Origin of the sequence: Chitinophaga filiformis (genome assembly GCF_900102545.1) — a bacterium.
In the GTDB taxonomy this organism is placed as follows: domain Bacteria; phylum Bacteroidota; class Bacteroidia; order Chitinophagales; family Chitinophagaceae; genus Chitinophaga; species Chitinophaga filiformis.
This window is the reverse complement of record NZ_FNBN01000002.1, coordinates 394326-421136: the sequence shown is the minus strand read 5'-3', so window position 1 is coordinate 421136 and position 26811 is coordinate 394326. Positions and strand designations below refer to the sequence as shown.

6 protein-coding genes are annotated in these 26811 nt (G+C 48.2%); all 6 read left to right on the top strand.

Going from position 1 to position 26811, the window contains the following annotated elements; translation table 11 throughout:
- Window positions 1–17 precede the first annotated feature (17 nt).
- From BLR32_RS08205 to BLR32_RS08180, 6 genes are read left to right on the top strand one after another with little or no spacing between them, the layout of a single operon-like run.
- Entirely contained in the window at window positions 18–3230 is a 3213-nt protein-coding gene (locus BLR32_RS08205; RefSeq protein ID WP_089830493.1) for a type I polyketide synthase, read from the top strand.
- A 6-nt stretch (window positions 3231–3236) separates the two neighbouring features.
- Window positions 3237–8117 carry an aminotransferase class III-fold pyridoxal phosphate-dependent enzyme gene (locus BLR32_RS08200; RefSeq protein WP_089830491.1) on the top strand — a complete coding sequence of 1627 codons (4881 nt, stop codon included), beginning with the start codon at window positions 3237–3239 and terminating at the stop codon, window positions 8115–8117.
- A gap of 6 nt (window positions 8118–8123) precedes the next feature.
- Window positions 8124–9125, top strand: a complete 1002-nt coding sequence (locus BLR32_RS08195; protein WP_089830489.1) for a TauD/TfdA family dioxygenase — start codon at window positions 8124–8126, stop codon at window positions 9123–9125.
- A complete protein-coding gene (locus tag BLR32_RS08190) occupies window positions 9125–16444 on the top strand; it encodes a non-ribosomal peptide synthetase (RefSeq protein WP_089830487.1) in 7320 nt (2439 codons plus the stop codon). Before BLR32_RS08195 ends, BLR32_RS08190 begins: the two co-directional genes overlap by 1 nt.
- Window positions 16445–16453: 9 nt before the next feature.
- Window positions 16454–20716: a non-ribosomal peptide synthetase gene (locus tag BLR32_RS08185; RefSeq protein ID WP_089830485.1), complete on the top strand. Its 4263-nt coding sequence runs from the start codon at window positions 16454–16456 to the stop codon at window positions 20714–20716.
- A gap of 2 nt (window positions 20717–20718) precedes the next feature.
- Complete coding sequence (locus BLR32_RS08180; protein ID WP_089830483.1) at window positions 20719–26811, top strand: non-ribosomal peptide synthetase; 6093 nt, start codon at window positions 20719–20721, stop codon at window positions 26809–26811.

Sequence of the window (26811 nt, the reverse complement as noted above, 5' to 3'; positions counted from 1 at the left end):
CAACCAAAATAACTATTGTGAAAACAGCCACTCAGTCAACATCCCATGATACATTAAGCAGCCTTCAGAAGTCATTTCTGATCATCCGGAACCTGGAAAGAAAACTGCAGGAAGAGAAGAACCGCGACTCTTCAACAGAAGAAATAGCGGTAGTGGGGATGGCATGTCACCTGCCCGGTGGTATCCGTTCTCCGCAGGATTTCTGGGAGGCATTGCTGACAGGGGAGGACCTGATCGCTGATAATGGCTTGACAGCCCGCTGGCGGGATATGGGCCAGCCGGAAGATGCTGTGCATCGCGCAATGCCGCATGCAGGCCTGCTGGACGACATCACATTGTTTGATAACGAATATTTTCACATCTCCCCCGCAGAAGCAAGATACATTGATCCGCAGCAGCGGCAATTGCTCATGATGGTAGCCAATGCCCTTGCCGATGCAGGCATAAGGCCTGAGTCCCTCAAAGGGTCTTATACCGGCGTATTTACCGGCATCAGCGCTTTCGATTACAGTCTGCATATTATGCAGCAAGATGATAAATACAGGGTAGATCCTTACCTGGGAAGTGGTAATTCGCTCAGTGGCGCCAGTGGCCGTATCTCTTATTGTTACGGCTTTCATGGTCCCTGTCTGAGTATCGATACCGCCTGTTCCTCATCGCTGGTGGCTTTGCACCAGGGAGCAGAAAGTCTGAAGAGAAATGAATGCAGCCTGGCTGTTGTAAGTGGGGCCAACCTGGTATTATCCCCTTACCTGCAGGCCAGCCTTACAGACGCCGGTATGTTATCGCCTGATGGCCGGTGTAAGGCTTTTGATGATAGCGCGAATGGGTATGTACGTTCTGAAGGTTGTCTGACTGTTATATTAAAAAGACTATCTGATGCGGTAAATGACGGCGACCGTATCTATGCATGTATAAAAGGTTCTGCCGTTGCACAGGATGGCGCAAGCGGCGGATTGACCGTACCTGATCCCGTAAGTCAGGCGAAGGTCATCCGTAACGCATTGCAGGCTGCAGGCATGCACCCGGAAGAAATCAGCTTTATTGAAGGCCATGGAACAGGTACCTCGCTGGGTGATCCTGTAGAAGCGGAAGGATTGAAGCAGGTATTCGGCCATCGTAATGGTGATAAAAAGCTGTTGTTAGGTTCCGTGAAAAGTAATGTAGGGCACCTGGAAGCTGCTGCCGGATTAGCTGGTTTTATGAAGGCATGCCTGAGTATTTATCACCGGCAATTGCCTCCCCATTTGCATTTTCAGCAACCGAATCATCATATCGCCTGGGAGCATATGCCCTTCCGTATTAATAAGGACGTACACCAGTTTAATGCGCCCACACGTATGAGCGGCGGCGTTAGTTCATTTGGATTTACGGGTACCATCGCTCACTGCATAGTAGCAGCCTGTGAAACAACACCGGCCGTCAGAGAAAAACAACTGCCAGCTCCCCATTTCCAGTTGAAGTCACACTGGTTGGGAAAACTGCCCGGTAAATCTGCGGCCGCCTGTTTTAACGTACAATGGAAACCACTGCCAGTACTGGATGAAAACCCTATCGCACCGCAATACATATATATCGAAACAGACGCGGGAATAGTCGCCAATATGGAGCAACTCCTCCAAGGTAAAGGAGGCCTCGGATTAGGAACTGACCGTCTGTTCATGCTGGATAGCATCACGCCTGTTGATGGGCGTCCGCTTTGCCTGGTATATGATGTCAGTGGGTTGAAGGAAACTGATGCCCCAGGCATGAAGCATGTTTATCAGGAATTACTGGCCTTTCTGCAAGCACTGCAACGGCTTGCTCATACACCCGCATCTATACTGTTTATCACCCGTCATGCATTGAATGCGCCGGGTAGTGATAATGTGGCTGCACTACAATACAGCCTGACAGCCTTCATCAGATCAGCTTCCCTGGAAATGCGCGGTCCTGCCATGCTGGTACTGGACATAGACCAGGAACTGCCTGATCAGACGTTCGTCGACAATTATGTACAACAGTCTTACTACAGGGAGATTGCCTGCAGAAACAAACAACTGTGGTATCCTGCTCTCGCAGTAACAGGGCTTTCATCTGCAACAGAAGTTACGGGCGATCCCGACGGTACTTATCTCATTACTGGTGGCAGAGGTTCCCTGGGGATACATCTTGCAGAGTGGTTGGTGCATAAAGGTGCTGGTGCGGTAATTATCACCGGAAGAAGCAGAGACAGTTATACCAGCAATCATCGTATTGTATACAGGCAGCTGGATGTAACAGATGCAAACGCAGTACGCCACTTTGGCGACTGGCTGCGCAGGGAAAAGAAAACACTGAAAGGCATTGTACATGCGGCAGGTACTAACAGCCGTTGTCTGCAAAGCGAGCTATCTGCTGACGATATCATGTACGTGGCTGGTCCCAAGATCATTGGGTTGCAACATCTCACTTCATACTTACCCATGGAAGGGCTGGATTTCCTGCTTACTTATTCTTCCATTGCCGCCGTATGGGGATCAGGTATGCTATCTCATTACGCTGCTGCGAATGCCTATATGGATGCATATGTGCTGCAGCTGAGGAAGCAGGGTATCCCAGCGAAGACGATCAACTGGGGCCCCTGGAAAGACAGCAATATGATGCTGGAAGCAGCAAACAGTACAGACCTGCTGAAAGAATCAGGCGTACCACCTTTTAATGCGGGAACAGTAAGAAGAGTGTATGCCTCGCTGCTCGTGCCGGATGTTCCGCAGCTGGTATATGTATGTCTCGACAATACCCGCTTTATCAGCATGATGGAAATGCAGGGAACGATGGCCTTCTGGGAAAACCTGCGGCCTGTGGAGGATACGAAAGAGGTGACGGTAACAGGTGAAACGGATCTGTCATTGATCAATGATGATGCGGAAAGAGAAGACCTGATCAGACAGGAACTGGTCAGGCTGGTGAAACAGGTGCTGGCTATCGGTGATGGTGAACAGGTGGACCTTACCAGAAGTTTCAGCGATATGGGTATGGATTCAATACTACTGGTGAAGTATGTACAGTGTATCAATTCGCAACTGGGACTGAATGTTAACACCAATATGCTGTTCAATTATCCAACTATCCCTGGCTTGGCGGTGTATGTGAACAGTCGCTTCAGAAAAGCAGTAGCAGCACCGGTAAAAAAGGTAACCAGCAGTCTCTATGAGATGAGCGACGAAGAGGTATTAAAAATGGTCAGTGAAGAAATGCAAAAATATTAATCGCCTATGGAAAATATCGAGCTGGTAAAAAAGTTATACGAAAGGCTGAAGATAGCAGAAGAACGTATAGTTGCGCTGGAAAAAAAGGAGGGCATGCCTGTTGCCATTGTGGGCATGTCCTGCCGTTTTCCTGGTGCGGAGAATATAGCGGCATTCTGGGAGAACCTGTGTAATGGAAAGGATGCGGTGACAGAAGTGCCGGACGCACGCTGGCATGCAGCGCGCTTTTATGATAAGAACCCTGATGCACCGGGCAAATCCTATTGTACCAAGGGTGCTTTCATTGATGATGTAAAAGGTTTTGACGCTGCCTTCTTCCGGATCAATCCTGCGGAAGCGAGGCAGATGTCGCCACAACAGCGCATACTCCTTGAAACTACCTGGCAGGCGCTGGAAGCAGCCAATATACCACCGGGGAGTTTGAACGGTACAGATGCCGCTGTGTTTTTAAGTATATCAGACGATCAGTACCGGCACCTGGCAGCAGGAGGGAATGTGAATGGTATTTCGCACTTCTCGGTGACAGGGAATGCAATTTCTACCGCTGGTGGCAGGATTGCCTATCAGCTGGGCCTGACGGGCGCCAATATGGTAATAGATACCGCCTGTTCTTCTTCCCTGGTAGCAGTAGATCTGGCTGTTCGTGAGCTCCGTGCCGGTAAGACCAACGTCGCTATTGCGGGAGGAGTGAATCTTTTCCTGACGCCCTTCGGGCATATCTCTCTCTCGAAAACAAGAGCACTGGCAGAAGATGGGCGTTGTAAAGCGTTTGATGCATCCGCAGATGGATATGGCCGTGGCGAAGGATGTGGTATTGTGGTGCTGAAAAGGTACGATGATGCAGTGAAGAATGGAGACCATATCATTGCTGTCATCAAAGGAACAGCGGTGAACCAGGATGGCGCCAGCAACGGTATGACGGCGCCGAATGGTCTTGCGCAGGAAAGGCTATTAAAGTCAGTACTGCATGATGCGAAGGTGAATCCCAATGATGTGCTGTACGTAGAGACACATGGTACAGGCACTAAACTGGGCGATCCTATTGAAGCAGAAGCATTACAGCAGGCTTATATCACGGAAAATAAACGCCAATATCCGCTCTATGTGGGTAGTGTAAAGACGAATATCGGTCACCTGGAATCAGCCGCCGGTATTGCGGCGCTGATAAAAACGGCTTTGTGCCTGTATCATGGAAAGATACCGGCAAGTCTGCATTATCATCAACCCAATCCTGTTATTCACTGGCATGAACAGGTAAAGGTGGTGACAGCACTCACCGATATGCCGCAACTGGAAAGCCGCCTGGCGGCAGTGAGCTCTTTCGGATTCAGTGGTACAAATGTGCACATGATATTGCAGTCGGCGGAACAGGAGTACAGTAACCCTTACCCGGATGAATGTGCTGTTTTATTGCTCTCCGCACGCTCCATGATTGCATTGAAAAAACTGGCCACAGCATATGTGGCCTATCTCAGGAATGCAACTTTTGCTTTACCTGATATTGCCTACACGGCCCTGCACTGCAGGGATCATTTTGAAGAGCGGGTGGCAGTGATTGCAGAGAATAAGGCGGCAGCAGTACGCTTGCTGGAATTGTTCATGGCAGGAGCTGATGAGAAGTTACTGGTATCTCCCGGAATGTCGCATAGTCATTGTCCGCTGCTGCAGGAAGATGCGCAGCAGTTCCTGCTAAAGAAGAAGCAGCATCCCTGGTCCTTACGTGGTACGCTTGTTCCTATTCCGGTTTATCAGTTCGAGCATGAAGAATTCTGGGTAGAAGACAGCTTGTATCGTTCAGCTGAAGAGCCATCTGGTGAAGTCGTTAAAGCTGTGCCTGTGGTGCTCATAGAAGATGTGTCGGTGACTTTATATGTAGACAGGATCGTTGGCGAGATAACAGAAATGAATGCAGGCACGTTCGGAGATGATGATGATTTCTTTGGTCTCGGCATGGACTCTATTATGATCATGCATCTGCGGGAACGCATCCTGGAAGATAAAAAGGTGAACATTGAAATTTCCCTGTTCTACGACAAACTAAATACACCCGGTAAGTTAAAGGAATATTTACAGTCAGCCGCTCCCGGAACCTTGCCGGTGAAGAAAACAGTGGAAGCTGCGTTTGTTCCCTATAAAGTACCGGAGATAGCCGCTGATCAGATGGCAGAAGGTAAGGAAGCTGCTTTACAGACTTTGGTAAACGATGTAGTGAAAAGAAGCAGTAGCTCCAAACAGCTTACGCAGGAATACCGTCAATACCTGGCTAATAACCGGAATATTGCAGGCTTCAAACCCCGCTGGAAAGAGATGGTGTATCAGCCTGTTGCCGTAAGAGCGGAAGGTGCTTATATATGGGATAAGGAAGAGAACCGCTACCTGGATTTCACTATGGGGTTCGGCGTACACCTGTTTGGTTATAACCCGCCATTCGTCAATCGACATTTGCAGGAAGTACTGGATGATAAATTGTTCCTGGGGGCTTTGAGTCCACAGGCAGGAGAGCTGGCCATGCGCATCTGTCAGATAACAGGTAATGAACGCGCCGCTTTTTATAACACCGGTACAGAGGCTGTGATGGTGGCTTTGCGACTGGCGAGGGCAGTGACACAAAAGAACAGGATCGTTATTTTCTCCGGTTCCTATCATGGTACCTTTGATGGCATACTGGCGCGGCAGGGTAAAGAGGTGTATGGTGAACCACTAGCCCCGGGAGTTAGTTCCTCTGTAAGCCAGGATGTGCTGGTATTACGCTATGGCAATGAAGAAGACCTGGAAGTAATTGCAGGTATGGCGGGGGAAATTGCTGCGGTATTGGTAGAGCCTGTGCAGAGCCGCAGACCCGATTTCTTCCCGGAACACTTCCTGCAGCAATTGTCAGGTATCACAACCCAGCATAATATCGCGCTGATATTTGATGAGGTGATATCCGGATTTAGATTCGCAATCAATGGTATCCGTGCCTTTACAAAGGTAAGACCGGATATTTCTGTATATGGTAAGATTATCGGTGGTGGAATACCCATCGGTGTGGTAGCCGGCAACAGGCGTTTTATGGACGCAGTGGATGGCGGTTTCTGGTCTTATGGTGATAATTCACATCCTACTGTGATGAATACCTTTGTAGCAGGTACTTTCTGTCATCATCCGCTGGCAATGGCGGCAGGTATTCATGTCCTGAATCATCTGGAGGCGACCCCCGGCATCTACCAGCAACTGGAACAAACTACCAGTGGCATCTGCGACGAACTGAATACTTTCTTCAAAAGCCAGCGTCTTCCTATCAGCATGGTGCATTTCGGATCACTGTTCCGCTTTGTGCTGAAAGGCAATTATGAACTGCTGTTCTATAAACTGCTGGCAAAAGGTATTTATATATGGGAAGGCAGGAATTGTTATGTCTCCACGGCGCATACCGCCACTGATATCCGTCAATTGACAGACGCTGTAAAAGATAGTTGCCTGGAGTTGTTACGGGATGAATTGATCAGCGCCACTGAGGAAGAAGTATTACCGGAAATAAAACTCTCCGCGGCTCAGCAGAATATCTGGTGGGCATGGCAACTGCAACCTGAATCGTCATTATTTAATCTATCGGAAACCATGCTCATTGAAGGCGGGTTCCTCCCTGATAAATTCGGGGAGGCCTGTAACCTGCTGACGCAACGGCATGAAATATTACGCACCGTGTTTTATGAAAAAGACGGTGTGCCCTGGCAACGAACCGTGCAGGACCGTCAATTTGCCCTGACCTGGATGGAACTGCCGGAAGGGGACAGTGCAGCAACGCAGCTACTACTGGAAAAGAACCAGGAACCCTTCAGACCAGGCGATGAGTGGCTATGGCGGGTGGTGGTCAGTGAAAGGAAGAATGGGGCCTACCTGGTGGCCGTTACGGTGCATCATATTATTTGTGATGGATGGTCAATGGAAGTGCTCTTCAATGACCTTATTGACCTGTACAATGCACTAATAAAAGGCGAGACCATTAAAGATGCTGAGTCATTGCAATACCGGCATTATGTGCAGGAAGAGCAGGAGAGCGTTACGAACGAAGCGCTGCGGAACTTCTGGCATGCACAGGTGAAAGACGTGAACCCGCTCCATATTCCGGGAACAACCACCGATGGAAGTCCGGGAAATGGAGCGTTTTCTTCACTAATTAGTGGTCAGCATTACGCCGGTATCCGGCAGCTGGCCACTGATCTTAACCTGAGCGTGTTCACCGTTATCACTGCAGTGACACAATTGCTGTTGCACAGCTATACTGGTGAGACAGATATTACCACTGGAACCCCTGTTACCGGCAGGAGCAAGGCGAAATGGCATAAGCTGGTGGGGCATTTCCTGAATATACTGGTACTACGTACACAGCTGCGGAAGGAAGAAACATTTGCACAACTTCTGCAAAGACTCAAGGTGCACCTGATGGAGATGTTTGAAAAACAGGATTATTCTTTCGAAACATTGAAGAATGAATGTTGGGATCGTAGTAAGGGTGAACAGCATCCCTTCTTTGAAATAGAAATATCGCTGCAGAATTTCAGACTGAAGCGGCACCATACTTCCAGGGAGTTTAACGGATTATCGGTAAGTACGTTCAGCAGTTTGTCCATAGACCCAAGAAAATACCCCATGGAGTTCCGCTTTGATGAAGGACACGACGATATAGCATTACAGATACATTATGATACCGGGCGCTATCCTGCATCGCTGGTGAAGGAAATGCTGGAGGACTGGCAAATGCTGCTTGAATTATCCTTTACTAATAGAGATGAATCCCTGGCAACGTTGACAGGCGCATTGAAGGAGTTAAAGGCAGCTAAAACTAAACAGGCGTTACATTCCCGCCGTAGTGAGAACCTTTTGAAATTAACCACAACAAAATAGATCCCCATGCAATTCCAGAGACAGCAATTTTCATTAAAAGATGTGAAACCAAGAACCATTGATATTGCAGGTGATATTATTGAAAAGATACCTGGCTTCCCGGTGATCTATAAACCCGCTATGGATGGGATCTCCCTGAAATCGTGGTTAGCGGGTCACCAGGAGGAAGTAAATGAAGACCTGAATGTGCATGGCGCTATTTTATTCAGAGGTTTTGACGTGCCGGACAGGAATGCTTTCCAGGATGTAATGGGGGCGTTCAATGAAGAATTCCTTTCTTATAAAGACCGTTCATCGCCCCGTACAGAAGTAAAGGAGAACCTCTACACTTCTACAGAACATCCGGCAGATCAGGTCATTAATATGCATAATGAATTGTCTTACTCACATACATGGCCGCTCAGGATCGCTTTTTATTGTTCTCAGGAGCCGTCTGAAAAAGGAGAAACACCTGTGGCTGATGTACGCAAGGTATTGCAACGCCTGCCTGAAAAGCTGGTAAGTGTATTCAAAGAAAAGGGCATACTATACCGCAGGCTATTGCAGAAGGGCGTGGGATTATCGTGGCAGGAGGTATTCCAGACAGAGAACCGGACAGTCGTGGAACAGCATTGTAGAGCATATGGGCAGGAGTTCAGCTGGACAGGTAATGACCGGCTGGAGATCAGGTGGCAAAGACCTGCAGTTAGGACACACCCGGTTACGGGGGAGGAGATCTGGTTCAACCATGGCTACTTCTTCAATTTTGGGGCGCTGGCGCCTGAGATAAGAGCAGCTTTTTCCAGCAGTGATGAATTGCCTTTTAATACTTATTACGGCGATGGTTCTCCTATCGAAGCCGAGTACCTCGAGCTTATCCATGCGGCTTACGAAGAAGAGTGCGTCTATTTTCCCTGGAAAAGAAAGGACATCCTGCTGATGGATAATATGCTGGTGGCGCATGGCCGTAATTCATTCAAAGGCCCGAGAGAGATCAATGTAATCATGATGAAACCTATCAGACAATAATGACGAGTTTACCTGGTGCTGTCATCCTGCCTGTGACTGAAACACAGAAAGGATATTTTCAACAATACGTATCGCATTTACCACTTACCTTCTCCTGGCAGATCCATTGTGAGCCGGTGCAGGATATAAAGGCGCTTGAAGCGGCGCTGCAGGGGCTTTTTCGTAAACAGGAAGCCCTGCTGACATGCTTTGTGTACCAGCCTGATATGGTATATCCTTTACAAAAGATCACGGCAGCCGAAGACGGGCGGATACTTATTTTCCTTGAGGAAGAAGGAAAGGATGCGATTTCTTTTGTTGCAGATTGTGAGCAGCATTTGCAGCAATTCAGCCAATATGTGGTGTTTGCGGCGGCCCGCAACAAGGAAGATGCCTTTTACCATGCATATCTGCAAGTGCCCTTCGGTGTGGCAGACTTTCACAGCATAGGCAAACTATGCAGTGATATACAACATGTATTTTCAGATAAGGAAGTGGCTGATCCCGCTATATCCTGGTCGCAGTATGTAAGCTGGCAAACGGAGACATTGGAACAGCAACCAGAGGAGATTGCCGGCTGGTTCAAACAGCAATTGGCTGAGCGTGTAATCGCCTCACCGTTTTTATTTGAAACGACAAGTACTTCGGATAAACCGGTATATGAAAGTACTGCCCTTACCCGGAGAGGAACCGCATTGCAGTTGACTGCTGCAACAGCGGGTATGTCAGTGAGGGATTGTTGTTATGGCATCTTCAGTGTTTTGTTAAGTCACTTTACCAGTAGCGATCTTGTAGCGCCGGGTATATTACTGAGGGGAAGAGTATATGATGAGCTGGATAATACCGTGGGTCTTATCGACCAGGTGATCCCTTTGCCACTAACATGGGAGGACAGCTTTAAAACACTGGTAGACAAGATCTCTGAATCAGTCAATGAAAGACAATCTGTAGCTGAATATTTCAGCCATGAATTTATAAAGGAAGTTTCCGGTAAGGACTTGCCTTATGTAGTGCAGTACATGAAGGTGCCTGATGACGTAAAACATTGTACTGACTGGCGGGTAATGCTTCCCGGCGTGGCGTTGCAATTAGATATCCTGGATACAGGTGATGGATTGATAACACGCCTGAGTTTTGATAGTACAAAATTCAGCCTGAGTGCTATTAAACAGATAGATGGTGTATTACAAAGGTTGTTTGATCTGGCAGAGAATGATCCTGAACAGGTCACTGACATTAATTTGCTGGCGGATGATTTATCCGTATATACAGTCCTTCCTAAAACTGCACGGCAGGATTTTATAACGTTGTTTCAGGTAAGCTGCCGGCAACATCCTGATGCTGTTGCTATTGCAGAGGGAAATGTAACATATACTTATCGTGCCCTGGAGCAATCAGCTAATAAACTGGCTGCTGTACTGATGAATGAAAAGAGCGTGCAACCAGGAGATATTGTAGCGATTGGTGCGGGAAGAAGTGCAGCCGTGATCATTGCGCTCATCGCTATCATGAAAGCGGGAGCTGCTTTTCTGCCAGTGGATATTTCCCAGCCAGCTGCCAGAATACAGGCTATCCTGGATGATGCTGCCCCTGTGCTTGTATTAACTGAAGGTGACATAACAGCTTTTCTTGAGAAGACGGATGGTATAGTAACTGAGGTAGCGTATCCGCAACAGCATGGCGAAGCACTCGCTTACGTGATCTATACATCTGGCACCACGGGCAAACCCAAAGGGTGTATGCTGTCGGTGAACAACCTGTCCCATTATCTTCACTGGTGCGCTAAAACCTATACTAAGGAGAATACCTGCGGTAATTTTCCATGGTTTACGCCATTGTCTTTTGATCTTACTATCACCAGCATTTTCCTGCCCCTGGTAACCGGGAAGAAGATCGTGGTGTTCCGCGAGGAAGAACCAACAGACCTGGTTCTGCAGCAATGCTTTTCCGGACAGTATGGTATCGATAGCATTAAGCTGACGCCTTCACATATCAGTTTGTTAAAACACCTGGAACTGACGCATACGCCAGTACAGGTAGTAATTACCGGTGGTGAACAATTGCTTTCATCACAGGCTGCAACTTTGTTCCGGCTCAATAGGGACATTTTACTGTTTAATGAATATGGTCCTACAGAAGCAACTGTTGGTTGCATTGTAAAGCGTATTAGTCCTGATGATCAGCTGATCACGATAGGTAAGTCTATCGATGGCATGCAGGCCTTTATTCTCAATAATGTCTGTCAGCCATTAATGCCGGGGCTCGCTGGTGAACTGTTCCTCGCCGGTAATGGTATTGCAAAAGGATACCTTAACAACCAGGCATTGACAGATGAGAAATTTGTAAAGCCGGACAATAAGCGCTTATTCTATCGCACAGGCGACCTTGCCAGGCAATTACCCAACGGCGAACTGGTTTTCCTCGGCAGAATAGATCAGCAGTTGAAGATCCGCGGATACCGTATAGAGACCGCAGAAATCATACACCATTTACAAAATATTCAAGGCATAAGGGCAGTACAGGTACTGGCAGAACCGCAGGGGGATGACCAGGAGCTGGCGCTGTTCTTTGAAGGCGATGCTGCCATTGCGGTTGTGGTGGCGTCGCTTAAATCGCATTTACCGGCCTATATGGTGCCGCAGCATTATTATAGGGTGAGGCAGATACCACTTACAATCAATGGGAAGGTAGATACAAAAAGGCTGTTGTCCCATAGCTTGACCATTAAAGAAGATACCCAGGCTTATGAAGCTCCTGTGAATGAAACTGAAGAACAGGTCGCAGCGATCTGGAAGGAACTCCTGCAGGCAGACAGAGTAGGAAGACACGACCACTTTTTTGCTTCCGGCGGACAAAGCATCAAGGCCTCGGCATTGGTAGCCCGTTTAAATAAGCATTTTAAGGCCGGATTTTCGCTGAAAGATATTTTTGACTATCCAATATTGTCTGAGCAGGCAATACAGGTTAAAAGGGCTAAAAAGGCCCTTTTGAAGGAACCTGTTGCGCTTCCCTTTCAGGAATCCTATGAGCTGTCAGGACAGCAGCTCCGGATCTGGATGGAGCATTACAGCGTCCGCTTGTCTACCGCTTACAACATGCCTGCTGCTTACAGGATACACGGACCCTTTTCTGTTCAGAGTTTTACCGCTGCCTTTGAAAGGGTGATCGCGCGTTTTGAATCATTACGCACCACCTTCGTGGAGGGGGAGGACGGTGTACCCAGGCAGGTCATTCATGGTAATACGAGTTTCAGCTACCGGTATGAAGAAGGGCCTGTTGATATTGAATCCGTATGCCGGCAACATGCGGAGCTACATATTCCGCTGGATGTATTGCCACTGTATCGGGTTGCCTTGTACAAATTTGCGGAGGAGGAATGGCTATTGCTGATCAACCTGCACCATATCATTGCAGACGGATTATCGGAAGAGATCCTGTTTGAACACCTGTTGAAGGAATATGATCAGCCAGCCGGAAACGAACCTGTTTCTGGTTTACAATATAAAGAGTACGCTGCCTGGCAGAATAGCCTGCAACAGGATGCGGCAGCCCGTGACTATTGGGTGCAGCAATTCAAAGACCCATTGCCCGTGATGGCATTAACAGCCCCACTCAATGGTGTACAGGAACAAAACAATACAGCCGGCAGTTATAGCATTGCATTAGGGAAAACGCTATCAGGAAAAATACTGGCGTTTTCAAAAGGAAGGAAGATCACTGTCTTCCCATTGCTTTTGTCTGTCGTAGATATGTTGCTCTACCGCTATGGCGCTGGTAATGACAGGGTAATGGCCATACCGGTGGACAATCGCCTGCATGAGGCTTTTATGCAACAGGTAGGGTTTTTCCTCAATACACTGTTGCTAAGAAATGAGCTCAATCCTAAGGCTTCTTTTGATGAACTGACAAGGCAATGGAGTCACCGTCTTGCAGAAGGCCTGCAGCATCAGCAATACCCTTACGAATTACTGGCGAAAGAACTGACAGCGCTACATGGCATCTCCGGCGACAACCTGTTTCATGTACTGGTGAACTTCCAGGAAAGACAACAGGGCAATATCATAGCGACGAATGATCTGAAGTTAGAGAAACTATCCTATGAAGGAGAGACGCAGGCAAAAGTAGGGCTGGCTTTCAACTTCTCGCAACATAAGGATGAACTGGGACTTACCGTTGATTACGACAGACATATCTACACGGAGTCCTTCATCCGCCAGTTATTAAAGCACTGTCTCTTCCTGACAGACCAGCTGTTAGATCAGCCAGGAAGCGCTCTTGGAACAGTCTCAATGCTTTCCCCTGATGAAACGGCACAATGGGACAACTGTGGTACGGGAGTTGTTGTGCCTATCGATTCCACTGAGACGATCATTTCCCGCTTCCGCGAGATTGTTAAGCAATATCCAGACCGTACCGCGGTTGTTGATGAGGCAACGGCAGTGAGTTACCGCACTTTGTTGAAACGGGTGCTTACCATGGATATGGATGAAATCCAGCCAGGGCAGATTGTACCGGTACTGGCAGCCCGCAATGAACTGACTGTTACAGCTATGCTGGCCCTCATGAACAGGGGAGCTGTATACTTACCCATCGACGCAAAACTGCCGGAAGAAAGAGTGCTTTCTGTCATAAGGGAATGCGGGGCAGAGGTAGTGTTGAATACCTCCGGACAATCATACCCGCTGAAAGATGTTACAGTATATATGCCTGCATTTTCAAGCCAGGAGAATCCCTCTGCTGACATCACAGGTGCAGCGCCTGCTTACATGATCTTCACTTCCGGTTCTACCGGTAAGCCCAAAGGGCTAAGTATATCGCATACAGGCCTGTTAAATACGATCACTGCCCAGATCGCGGGATTTGGTGTGACGCAGCAGGATCATTGCCTATGGTTCTCTTCCCCGGGCTTTGATGCATCCTTGTCTGAAGTATTGCTGGCCTTATTATCTGGCGCTGCTTTAAACACCACTACTCCTGAGCTGATCAGTAATCAGTATGTATTCCTGGATTGGATAGCAACGAAGAGCATATCAGTAGCTACCATTCCACCGGCGTATCTCTCGGCCTTGCCTGCGGAGCTACCACATACACTACGTGTGCTCATTGCCGCGGGAGAAGCCTTGCCTGAAAGAACAGGGCTTGCACTCGCAGGCAGGCATATGTTGTTCAATGCCTATGGCCCTTCGGAGAATGCGATCTGTACCACCTTCACCCGTGTCTATCCATCAGATCAGGGGATGCCTATAGGTATGCCCATGGCAAATGTAAAAGTAATGGTACTTGATGCAGATCAGCAGCCGGTGCCCGCAGGTGTAACGGGAGAGCTGCACATTACGGGAATCGGCTTAACGAAGGGTTACTTCAATAATGACACAGAAACCGCATCACGTTTTTATAAAAATGGAGAGGAGACATGGTACCGTACGGGGGACTTTGTACGGTGGCTCGATGATGGCAGACTGGTTTTTGCAGGAAGAAAGGACGGGCAGGTAAAGATCAATGGTAACAGGGTAGAACTGGAAGATATCCGGCATTGCCTGACAGCACACCAGCTGGTGAAAGATGCTGTGGTAGCGTATAAGGTATTTGAGGGCAATGAACAGCCTGTACTGGTGGCATACGTGGTGCCGGAAGATGCTTCCTGCGAGGGGGACATGCTCCTGGCATACGCCAGGAAGGTACTGCCAGTTTATATGGTGCCTTCTTTCTTTATCATGGTACCATTTATTCCGCTCACCAGCAATGGCAAGAAAGATAGCTCAAAGTTGCCATCACCATTTAGTCAGGATCAGCAACAGACAGTCGCGCCGGTGTCTGAAAGCGAAAATATGATCGCCTTACTGTATGCAGGAATACTGCGTGCACCTGCCGACCGGCATACACATTTCTTTGCCGCTGGAGGAGACAGCCTTCGGGTTATTCAGCTTATTTCCGCTATCTATAAACTATCCCGGAAGGCGGTGACGCTGGGAGAGCTTTACAGGTATCCGCAGGTAAAAGACCTGGCTCATTTGCTTGATCAGAAAACACCAGAGGTTTCCTACGAAAAATATACAGAAGAAAACAAATGGCACAATGCCACGCCCATGCAACAGCGAATGTGGGCGGATATGGAAACGACCGGAGCCGGGAAATACCTGATGAAGGGGGCTTTTGAACTGACCGGCCCATTAGATGAAACACGTTTCAGGCAATCGCTTAACAGCGTACTGGAAGTGCATGGCATGCTGAGATGTCGCTTCAGGGTATCAGGACAGGGCCTGCAGTATAAACTGTTCCCTGTGAATGAAAACCAGGTACAATATGGCGACGATTCCGGTGTGGAAATGAATCCGGAGAAAGACCCCTTATGCCGCCTCTTTCTACAGCAGCAGGATCGGCAGCGCTATGTATTCACCTTTGTTTTGCATCATCTCATTGCCGATGCCTGGAGTATCAAGGTACTCATGACATCCATCCTGGATCACTACGGGGAAAGAATAGCACATACGGAAATTACACCCTATAGTAAGTATGCATACAGTACCAGTCAGCAGTTGCCTTTTAAAACAGACAGGGCCACACTGGCGCGGCATTGCCTCTTAAAGGAAAGGTTAGATGAAAATGCCGCCAGCCAGGGATCGGGATATTTCAGGAAGATATTTCATAAGTACTCAGGTGATACTATCACTGAATTATCTGCAGCATACAAAGTATCTCCCTTTGCATTAATAACCGGCTTACAGGCCCTGGCTTTTATGGACGATGCTTCACAGCCGGTATTGACAGTGTTTGCACCACTTCATGGCCGCTTTGATCCAGCCTGGTATAATACGATAGGATTGTTCATGAACGTAGTGCCCTTCACAATCTATAAGCAGTTGTATACGCATATATCAGACCTGATTGAACATGTGCAGGCGCAGTGTACTGCTTATCTTGAACAGCAGGACAAGTATGTGGCGCAATGGGTGCCTGCTGCGGGAGAGGAAGTACCGGGACGAGGCATATTGGAAATTCACATAGATGATTTCGAAGGGCATTACAGGGATGCCGTTGTGACACCGCCGGATATTACCGTGCGTCCTCTTCATACGGCGATGAGCAGGAAGTTCAGCATGGAGATACATTTTACATTAGAAGAACAGGGACTTTCGGCGGAATGCCTGTACGATCAGCATGCTTACAGCGCAAAATTTGTACAGCGGGGTATAGCAAGATTTGAGCAGATGCTGTCGGCACTTAGCGGCGAACCTTCACAAACAATGACAGTCCTGGAACATCAATTACATAATACGGAAAAAGACATGATGCAGGCTGCGCAGCAGGCGAGTATCAGTAGTTTCCTAAAAAAGAATTAAGCGTTTAATATGAGTATCCATTGTATATCTCCTGTGCAGAAAAAGTACTTCAGTCTCAAGTGGGATCAGGCATTATTGCACAGGGCTTTGTTCAGGATCACTACCCCTGTTGCACATGATATCCTCAGTCGCTGGGAGCTGCTGGTAAGCAGGCATGGTATACTGAGAACAGTCAGTACCTATAGCAGTAATGTGAATATCCCTTTTCAGGAAGTGACAGAGGATGACCAGACGATCCTGACCGTCATTGCTGATCGGGCGAGTGAGGAGGAGGCCGTTATCAGTGAATGGCAGCGCATAGCTGCGCCGGATAACGGGGAGATCAGGCTGGTGATATTTAATGACAATGAAGGAGCGCCGGTATATCTGGGTATCGTTGCCCCTACTGTATGGCTGGATAGCTGGTCTTTACGTTTTCTTGTACAACAGCTGGTAACAGCAGATGAACCGGAAGAAGACCCACTGCAGTTCATTCAGTATGTTGAATGGCTGGAAAGCACTTCAGCGGAAGAGGCAGCACTGCCACAGGATCTGGAGCAGGAACCCATACAGATCAACGGAACGCTTACACTACAGGAGGGCATGGGCAATCCGGTATATGATTCCTATATCACTACAGACCTGTACGCAGACGAGGCACTGCTTGATCAGCTGGAACAGGTAGCGGCAGAAAAGAATATAACACCCGCGGATATCTGGTATTGGGCATGGACGAATGTAACATCCGGCTACCTGAAGCAAGGTACAGGCGCTGCCGTATACATATCGTCCGGTCGCCGGTTTGATGAATTTAAACAAATACCCGGTCCTTTTGCAAAGGGGATCTATAGCAATTTCCGTAAGGAGGAAGCGCAGGATATTATGCGGCTGAAGGAAAAGAGAGAACGTTTAGACCTGTACCGGGAGCAGTTTGAGCCTGATACTACTGACAATAATTGCACCTGTAGTTTCGAATACCTGGAAAGGGATCATTTCCCGGGAGGCGTATTGGTAGAGATGCCGGTTTGTATAGAAAGCCTTTCCTGTCATGAGCCGTTTATACTTTCCTTTTTTGCAGAAGATACTGCCGGTACTACCAGGATCATATTGCAGGCAGATAGAACTGCCATTGCTCGGGCATCGCTGGAATGGATACGGCAGACTTTACTGGACTATGTCAGCCGTTTTATATCAGGAGAAATAATAGTAAGCACCCCGGATATACAGCCCTTGTTTGGGGCGCAGATCCCATTTGAATTTGTGCCGTTGACAGATGCTTTCATCGCGACCGCAGGTCGGTATCCTGAGCATATTGCGCTGGAGTGGGATGGGGGAAGTATGAGCTATAGGGACTTACTCCGGCAGTCAAGGCAACTGGCAGAAGTATTGATCGTGCAATACAGCATACAGCCGGGCGACAGGGTATTGATCAACATGACCCGTACGGAGCAATTATTACCTGTCATCTGGGCGGTCATGCTGAGCGGAGCAACCTATATCCCGGCTGATAAACAGTATCCTGCCGCCCGGATTAAGTATATCATGGAGCAATCAGAAGCAAAGCTGGCTATCACAGATGATAAGGAAACTGATAAAAGTGTCTCTCCGGAGAAACTGTACCAGCAGGCGGCCCTTATTGAAGTTAACAGGCAGCTTCCCCGCTGGCAGCCGGATCAGCCGGTATATATACTGTATACATCAGGTACAACAGGACAGCCCAAAGGCTGTATCATCACCATGAATAACCTGTTACACTATACCCGCTGGGCGGGCCATTACTATTTCGCCAATCATCCTGCCGGTACAATGCCATTGTTTACGCCAATTGCATTTGACCTGACCGTTACTACCGTCTTTTGCACCTTGTTAAGAGGAGCAATATTGTATATCTGCGCGGAGGATAGGGACGTAAGCATACATCTGCGGAATGCTTTCAGTACGATGAATGCCATCAAGCTGACCCCTTCACATATCCGCATGCTGCCGCACCTGGACATTACACATACGACCATAGATACCTGTATCGTAGGAGGAGAAGCATTGCTGGAAAGCGATATTGCCATCCTGCGTGCATTATATCCAGCCATGAAGATCTATAATGAATACGGCCCTACAGAGTGTACCGTAGGTTGTATTGTATGGAATGTGCCAGTGTCATTTAACGATATATTGATAGGTAAACCCATCAGCAATACAAGCGCCTGTATCATGGATGCGCAGATGGAACCCTGTACCCCGGGCATAGAAGGAGAGATCTGGATCGGTGGCAGTACGGTGGGAACCGGATATTTTCATGATGAGGCAAAGACAGCGGCACGTTTTATAAACGGCTTATATAAAACAGGCGATAAAGGTTACTGGTTGCCTGACGGAAACATCTGTTATACCGGGCGCAATGACGACATGATCAAGCTACGGGGTTACCGTATAGAACGGGGTGAAATAACATCCGTCATGCGTAGTGTTGCTGGTGTGCAGGATGCTTTTGTTATCATACGTCACGAAGAACTGGTCGGCTATTATGCGGGCGCTCCTGAACTGGATGCTGCTATCAGGAAAGAGATGGAGTTACAATTGCCCCCATATATGCATCCTGTCAGCCTTATTGCGCTGGAACGGTTCCCGGTGAACGTCAACGGTAAACTGGATATTGCTGCATTGCCTTCTCCGGAAGAGGTGCGCAGCAGACAGGAAATCGTACTCCCCAATACACCGCAGCAAAAGCTGCTGGCCCAGGTATGGGAGACGGTATTACAGAAAGTACCGGTGGGTATCCATGATCATTTCCTGGGTATAGGTGGCGACTCCATAAAGGCCATACAGGTGGTGGCAAAGATGAGGGAGAAAGGCTGGATGTTGCAGGTGGGCGATGTACTCAGGTTCCCTACTATTTCACAACTGGTAAATTATCTGAAAGAGGCAGATAGCATCCCTGCGGATGATCTGGCAGACGGAGGGGCAGTTCCGCTTACACCTTTGCAGATCAAATTTTTCAGGGATAACACTGCTGACCTGCATTACTATAACCAGTCTGTTTTATTGCAGGCTACCGGAAAGATAGACGCGAATGATCTTAACGCAGCAGTTGTCCGTTTATGGCAAACCCACGCGGGGTTGCGTACTGTTTTCCCTCTGGCAGGGAATGAGCGTATACAGCACGTACTGCCGGCAGCGGTGGTGATGGAAGGACTTTTTATCGAACAGGATGCCTACGATCTGAAAGGACAGGCGCAATACTGGCAGCAGCAGTTTGACCTGGAAACGGGGCCGCTCTTCCGTTGCATCTTATTCCATGGAGAAGAAGAGGACTATGTGTTCCTGCTGGCGCACCACCTCATCATTGATGGTGTTTCATGGCGTATCATCCTGGAGCAGTTATCTGGTAATGGAGCACCGCAGGAGCATACATCCGGGTCTTACCTGAAATGGTCGCAGGCCTTAAGGAAAAAGGCAGATAGTCTTACTGTACAGGAATTATCCTACTGGATAGACATGGAGGCAAAGGTTGCGGAAGACTGGACCGGTTTGGCGCCTGTAGAGAAGACCTATCAGTATTTTGATCACCTGCATGGAGAGCTGTCTGCAACTACCACGCAGCAATTGTTATCACTGCCCCTGCATACGATGAATGTGACCATACAGGAAGTGCAGCTGGCTGCGCTGACCAGCGCCATACATGAATGGGACGGCAGATCTGCGATTACATTGTATTTGGAGTCGCACGGCAGGAATAGTACGGAAGATGCAGCTTCCTTCGCTGAAACAATAGGCTGGTTTACGATGAAGTACCCGGTAGCATTGCCTTGTCTTCCCGCAGAAGATATGCGCAGTGGAATACAGCAAACCATTGCTGCACTGGAAAAGATGCCCGGCAATGGAGAAGGATATCTCTGTCAGCGTTACCTGGCTGAACTGCCTGCACGCAGTCGGGGCACTGAACCTCTCGTCACCTTCAATTATCTTGGACAACATGATACCGCTGAGCGGCAGGCCTTCACTATTCATCCTTTATCACCGGTACAGCAGAATGTGGGACCTGCGATTTACATGCCTTCGGCGCTCTACTTTACGCTGATCATTTCAGAAGGTATACTACAGGTGAGCCTTTCTTATCACCGGTCATTATTTACAAAAGATACAGCTACGCAGTTGCTCTGCAAGTATATCACCTGTCTTGAACAGTTCATTTATGCACTAGGAAAAGGAGATGACATGTTTAAGAAGAAGGTAGCAGGTACAGCAGCGCTGGAGCTGAATGAACAGGAAATGGAAGAGATCTATAATTCACTATAAATATGGGCAATATAAAAAGTATACAGATATTGACGCCCCTGCAGGAGGGATTGTTATTTCATGCCCTTGCTAAAACAGACAGGCAGGCCTATTTTGAACAATACAGTTTCACCATGGCAGGCGGAATGGATGTGGAACGTTTCCGTAACAGCCTGACAACCGTGATGCAGCGCCATGATGCCTTACGACTTCGCTTCATAGCCGATAAAGGAGTAAGACCGGTACAGGTGATCATGGATGAAGTGACGCCAGAGCTGACATGCCATTCATTGCAACATGAAGACGAGGTAGCGGCGTTCCTGCAGGCAGACAGGGAACGCGCTTTTGATATACTCACAGATACATTGTTCAGAGCAGCGATCTTACATATAGGGGATAACTCCCGGCTGGTGATCTCCTTCCATCATATCATACTGGATGGCTGGAGTTTCGCCATCGTGATGAATGAATTGATTGCCGTGTACCATGGCAAGACAATATTAAAAGATCCGGTGTCATTTACGGGCGTAACGGAGTATCTGGCGCGGCAACAGCAGGATACGGTCACACAGTACTGGCTGGACCACCTGGCCACTGAATCAGACTTTCTGCCGGGCACACTGACGGAATCCTTTATGCAGCCTTCCCTTAATATGGAGCAGGTATCCCTGCAGACAACATTCAGCGAAGCGCTGAGCGCACGGCTGAAACAGGCAGCTGCTACATTACAGGTGAGTATCAATACCATCCTGTACGGCATCTGGGGGATATTGTTGTCGCGTTATTGCCGGCAGAAGAAAGTGATTGCAGGTCTTACTGTTTCAGGTCGCGAGATAGGTATTGCCAATGCCAGTGATGTGGTAGGCATGTGTATCAATACGGTACCCTTCCCCTTCATGACCGATGATGATACACCTATAGACGAGTATTTCAGCAGCATTTCCAGCCGTTTTATCAACAGCCTGCCATACCAGTATTGCGCTGTTCCGGACATCAGGCGTAAGGCTGGTGTAGATGGAGAATTGTTTGATCATGTGGTAGCAGTGGAAGACTATCCATACGATGAAGCCCGGTTGGCAGAAGGAAAGATCTTTGGGTCTGAAGTATTTGACCGTACCAACTATCCTTTGTCAGTGCATATCTCCGCTGGCAAACAACTCCTGTGGCGCATCTCTTTTAATGTAGACAGGTATCCGCAGGCGCTTATCCGGCAGGTACTGGATCACCTGGTGCTGATTGGTGAACAAGTGGCGCAGGGCATTGGTAAAGGCCAAAAGCTGTCTGATATTAAACTATGGGGAGATAAGCAGACCAATGACCTGATCCATAGTTTCAATAATACTGAAGGGTACTTTCCGGCAGATAAGACATTGTTGTCATTCTATTATGAACTGCTGGAGAAGCATTCGCCGGTGAGAATTGAAGATGAGGAGCACCGCCTGTCCATAGATGATCTGGAGGCCTATAGCAACGCCGTACAACATGCATTGGCGCAGGCAGGCGTAGGTAGAGGTGATACCGTGGCAATATGTTGTAAGCGCTCTGTATGGCTGGAAGTAGCGATCATGTCTATACTGAAGCGGGCAGGCACCTATGTACCCATTGACCTGAGGATGCCGGAGGACCGTATTGCCTTTGTGTTACAGGATGCCCGTGTAAAGATTGTGTTAGGCTGGGGAGAGCCACTGATACAAACGGAGGTTCCCTACATTGATATGGAAGCAGTGATAAAAGCGCCGGTTAAAGATTATAGCCCAGTGATCATGCCCCTGGTAACTGATCCCGTTTATATCATCTATACATCCGGTTCTACCGGTATGCCTAAAGGCGTAGTAGTGGAGCACAGCGCGGTGGTAAACAGGATGTACTGGATGCAGCAGGACTTCCCTTTATCAAAGGATGATTGTATCCTGCAGAAGACAAGTATTGGTTTTGATGTATCCGTATGGGAATTGTTTCACTGGTTATTCTCTGGTTGTACCACCTTCTTCCTGGCGCCGGGTAAGGAAAGCGAACCATATGAGATCGTGCGTACCATCAAAGACCATCGTGTAACGGTGACGCACTTCGTGCCTTCCATGCTGGCCCTGTTCATGGAGACTGTTATTCATGAAAAACTGGTCAATGACTGTGCGGGCTTACGCTTTGTATTTGCCAGCGGGGAGGCGCTGTTATATGCGGCCATGCAACAATTCAACGAACACATATACAGGCACACAGGCACTATTCTCGTAAACCTGTATGGTCCAACGGAAGCTACAGTTGATTGTACCGGTATTACCTGTTCTCCCTGGAAGGAAGAGTACAGGTATGTACCCATTGGCAAACCGCTGCTGAATACAAGGGCCTATATCCTTGATGAACATCAGGCATTACTGCCACCATGGATAAGTGGAGAACTGTGTATTGCAGGAACTGGCGTAGCCAGGGGATATATCGGCAGGGAACAACTGACTGCAGAAAAGTTTGTCGCTGACCCCTTTGTAGAAAATGCACGCATGTATAAAACGGGCGACCTGGCCATGTGGAATGACGAGGGCGATCTGATATACCTGGGCAGGATAGACCAACAGGTAAAACTGAATGGTCAACGTATAGAGCCGGGTGATATAGAAGCGAAACTTCTGCTGGTACCGGGTATCAGGGAAGCAGTGGTATTATTGATGAAGAGAGAAGATGGTGCTTCGTTCCTGTATGCGTTCTACACAGGGGAAGATGTTCCTGCTGCTGTTATCAGATCAACAATGACGAAGCTACTACCTGCCTATATGATCCCTTCTGGGTTCAAACGGATAGAAGAGATACCCCGTCTGAACAGTGGAAAGATCAACCGTAAGCAGCTGTCAGCCTTACTGAAGGAACAGGAGGAACGCGAACCGGCGACCAGGAGATGGGAGAACGACGAGATAGCTACCAGACTATTACAGGTATGGGCGCAGGTGATCGGTCATGAGGTAGACCCCGAAAGGGACTTCTTTGCCAACGGTGCGCATAGTCTGACTGCTGTCAGGACGATGTCTGCCATCAAACGGAACTTTGGTGTACAGATCTCCCTGCCGGATATTTTACAGCATGCTACGCTGGATAAACTATCCGCCTATATTAAAGCGGCGAGTCCTTCAAAGGCTGCCGCTATAACAAGCGCTGCTGCCCCGGATACACTACCGCTGATGCCTTCGCAGGAAAGTATCTATGTACTGGATAGTCTGCCGGATATAGGGTTCAGCTATTATGTACCTGCTTTGATAAAACTGGAGCAGAAGCCGGAGGAACAGCGCCTGTTATTTGCCATAGCAAAATTGCTGGAGAGGTATTCCGTATTGCGTACCCGGTTCATTGAAAAGGATGAGCAGGTATTGCAGCAGATATTACCTGTGAAAGAAGTGTATGATGCTTTTATACGGTCAGGTAGTATCAGGGCCATCGCATTACCCCGCTTATCTCCTTTACAGGCCTTCAATGATCAAAGGGTGGTACTTGACATCAGTCAGGCGCCATTGTTCAGAATATACCTGCTACAGCACAATAATACTTTTTATCTCCTGCTCGATGTACACCATCTGATTACAGATGAACTGTCCAACACCATATTCATGGCAGACCTGATGCGCCTGTATAAACAGGAGCCGGTACAGCCTCCGGTATTGCAGTATCATGATGTGGCCATGTGGTATCATAGTACTTACCTCAAGGGAGAGCTGTACCAGAAGGATAAAACATGGTGGGGCCAGTACCTTGAGAAGATACCTTCGATGCCATCCCTGCCTGTGGCGAAAGACCAGGACGGTTCTCCTTTTGAAGGATCCGTATTTCGTCCGGTATTGCCACCTGCCGTGGTACAAAGGATCAGATCTTTGTCTTCGAAACTGGGTGTAACGGATTTCACCCTGATCTTCTCTGCCTTTCATATCATCCTGTCAGGGTATACGGATGGCAATCGCCTGCTTTGCGGATTACCATTCTCTAACAGGATGACAGATGAGATGCAGGATGTAACGGGATTTATGGTAAGCACATTGCCTTTTTATGCACAAATGGATCCCGCGACATCTTTCGGGGAATATGTACATGCAACAGGTATACAGCTTGCGCAGGTGATGGAGCATTCCTGGTATCCGCCTGCACATATCTTACGCGATAAACAGCTGTCAAGGTATGGTAGTAAACACCCTCTCTTCAATATCCTTTTCAATTACGTGGTAGCCGCAGAAGGTAGCTCCACCCGCGAGGGACTGGACCCCGCATCTGAATCAGGTGCACGCTTTGACCTGAGTATTGAGATCACAGAGGTGGACAATACCTTCACGCTGTCTTTCATCCATGCCACCCACCTGGTGGATGCGGCATTGCCGGTACACTTGTATAATGCCTTCTGTACTTTGTTACAGTCTTCTCCTGTATTGCAGGATATCACTATTGCAGATCTGCAGTTATTGACGCCTCCAATGGGTACAGGCGCAGTAAGCTATACACCACCAGCAGTGGTACAGGTGCCGGCAGATGTGGAAGAGAAAGTGGGTGATATATTTAAAGAGATGCTGAAACTCAAAACAGTGTCGCCGGAGGATGATTTCTTCCTGTCCGGCGGACAAAGCCTGCTCGCCATTAAACTGGTAAGCAGGATAAGAGAGCAGTTCAATATCCCCATCAGCTTATTTGATGTATTCAAACATCCACGTTTGTATGATCTGTCCATGTATGTTGCTTCACAGCAGCACAGGGCTACGTATATCATTCCTCATGTAGGAGAACAGCCTTTCTATAGTGTATCACCTTTACAACGAAGGTTATGGTTCCTGCAACAGCGGGAGCCCGATAATATCTCTTACAACATGACGACCGCTTTCAAAATATCCACTCCGCTGAGGAGAGACATACTGGAGGCTGCGTTCGAGACACTTGTGCAGCGGCATGACCAGTTACGGGCAGCTTTTATACTACAGGAGAATGGACCGGTGGTACAACTGAACGAACTGCCTGAGCCGTCCGCATACCTCACCTTCCTCAGCGGCGAAAGGAGTGTGGATGAGATCATGGACCTCGCGAAGGTATTCAGTAATACGCCTTTCAAACTGGAGCAGGCGCCATTGTTCCGTGTGCTGATTATGGAAAACGACAGTCAGCATTTCTATATGGTGATCAACCTGCATCATATTATTGCTGATGGCTGGTCTATTGGCGTGCTGTTGTCCGACCTCTTAAGTATTTACGAGTCTAAGCTGGCAGGTACTGCTCCTGCGTTGGCTCCGCTACCGCTGCGTTATGTAGATATCGCACAGTGGATGTCCAATCAATCGCAGGCAGTAATGGAAAGCGCTGCGGCGTATTGGTTGAAGAAGATCAATGCTGGTATAGAGCGTTCCGTATTCCCTTATATGATAGCTGATGATGAAGTAGCCGGTATCACCCTGCATCATAGCTTGCCGGAACAACTCTCACAGAAGGTATTACAGCTGGCCAGAAGACGACAGGTTACTGACTTCCAGTTACTGCTGTTCAGTTTCTCATTGCTGCAGGCAAAGCTCTCAGGTACCAGTCATTTTGTGATAGGCAGTTCTGTGTCTGGAAGAACAAATACCAGCATGGAACCTGTGGTGGGCTTCTTTGTGAATATGATGCCGGTGGTGGTAAACATGGACCGGCAGGCTACTATCAGGAAGGCAATAGAGGACTTCGCTACAGGCATAAGGCAGGATATGAATCATATGGACATCTCTTTCGATGAATTGTCTGCACTGGTAAAGAAAGAAAGTAGCATACAACTATCTGAATACATCAATACCCGCTTTGTATATAATGATTTCGGTGCGCAGGAGAATAAGCGGAACAGCATTGACGCAGAAGAGATAGAAGTGGTGATGGAAGGCAGCAAGTTTGACCTCAGTTTCACGGTGCAGCCATACAAGAATACTTTATCGCTTAATGTGGAGTATAAAGCAGGGAAGTATACCAAAGCGGTGATCATCTCCTATGTGAAACAGTGGGAGCAATTGCTGGAACAGCTCTGTGATCAGGAAGAAGTACAGGTGGAAACACTGCTTACACATCACTGGGATGATACAGCGGTGAAACTCAAAACGAAGTCGCACGAATTACTAAAAAGCATGAAAAAGTGA